This is a genomic window from Shewanella sp. SM69, assembly GCF_025653985.1.
Classification (GTDB): domain Bacteria; phylum Pseudomonadota; class Gammaproteobacteria; order Enterobacterales; family Shewanellaceae; genus Shewanella; species Shewanella oncorhynchi.
The window spans coordinates 1-702 of sequence record NZ_JAKKRV010000057.1 but is presented as its reverse complement, the minus strand read 5'-3'; the positions used below and the strand labels follow the sequence as shown (position 1 = coordinate 702).

At 44.9% G+C, this 702-nt stretch carries 2 rRNA genes; both read left to right on the top strand.

What is annotated here, in order from left to right:
- Positions 1 to 115: ribosomal RNA gene (locus tag L5M37_RS24060) — 16S ribosomal RNA — on the top strand; the annotation flags it as partial.
- A gap of 367 nt (positions 116 to 482) precedes the next feature.
- Positions 483 to 702: ribosomal RNA gene (locus L5M37_RS24055) — 23S ribosomal RNA — on the top strand; the annotation flags it as partial.

Sequence of the window (702 nt, the reverse complement as noted above, 5' to 3'; positions counted from 1 at the left end):
AAAAGAAGTGGGTAGCTTAACCTTCGGGGGGGCGCTCACCACTTTGTGGTTCATGACTGGGGTGAAGTCGTAACAAGGTAGCCCTAGGGGAACCTGGGGCTGGATCACCTCCTTACCTATACGACTAACTTAATGTTTGTTGAGTGTTCACACAGATTGCTTGTTTATCTTCTCTTAGGAGAAGTCAGAGCTGAATGCGCCGCGAGCCGGTACGCATTGTTCTTTAACAATTTGGAAAGCTGATAGTATGTAACGTGATGATGTCTGTCGTCATGTTACTTACAAACCGATGTAAACGTGGAAACGTTTGCATCATGAGTTCTCAAACACTTTATTAAGTGTCTTGAATATTCAATAGTAAATTATGCTTAGTTGCATAGTTTACGTCTAAGGCGCGTCCACTTCTTTGGTCAGAAGTGAGACAAGTAAAACCAAGCTGGTCGCAATGCGACTCAGATGAGTGAAACTCATTTGGGTTGTATGGTTAAGCGACTAAGCGTATACGGTGGATGCCTTGGCAGTCAGAGGCGATGAAGGACGTAGTAACTTGCGAAAAGCGTTGGCGAGCTAGTAACAAGCATTTGAGCTAACGATGTCCGAATGGGGGAACCCAGCAGCATAAGCTGTTATCGCAACATGAATACATAGTGTTGCGAGGCGAACGAGGGGAACTGAAACATCTAAGTACCCTTAGGAAAAGAA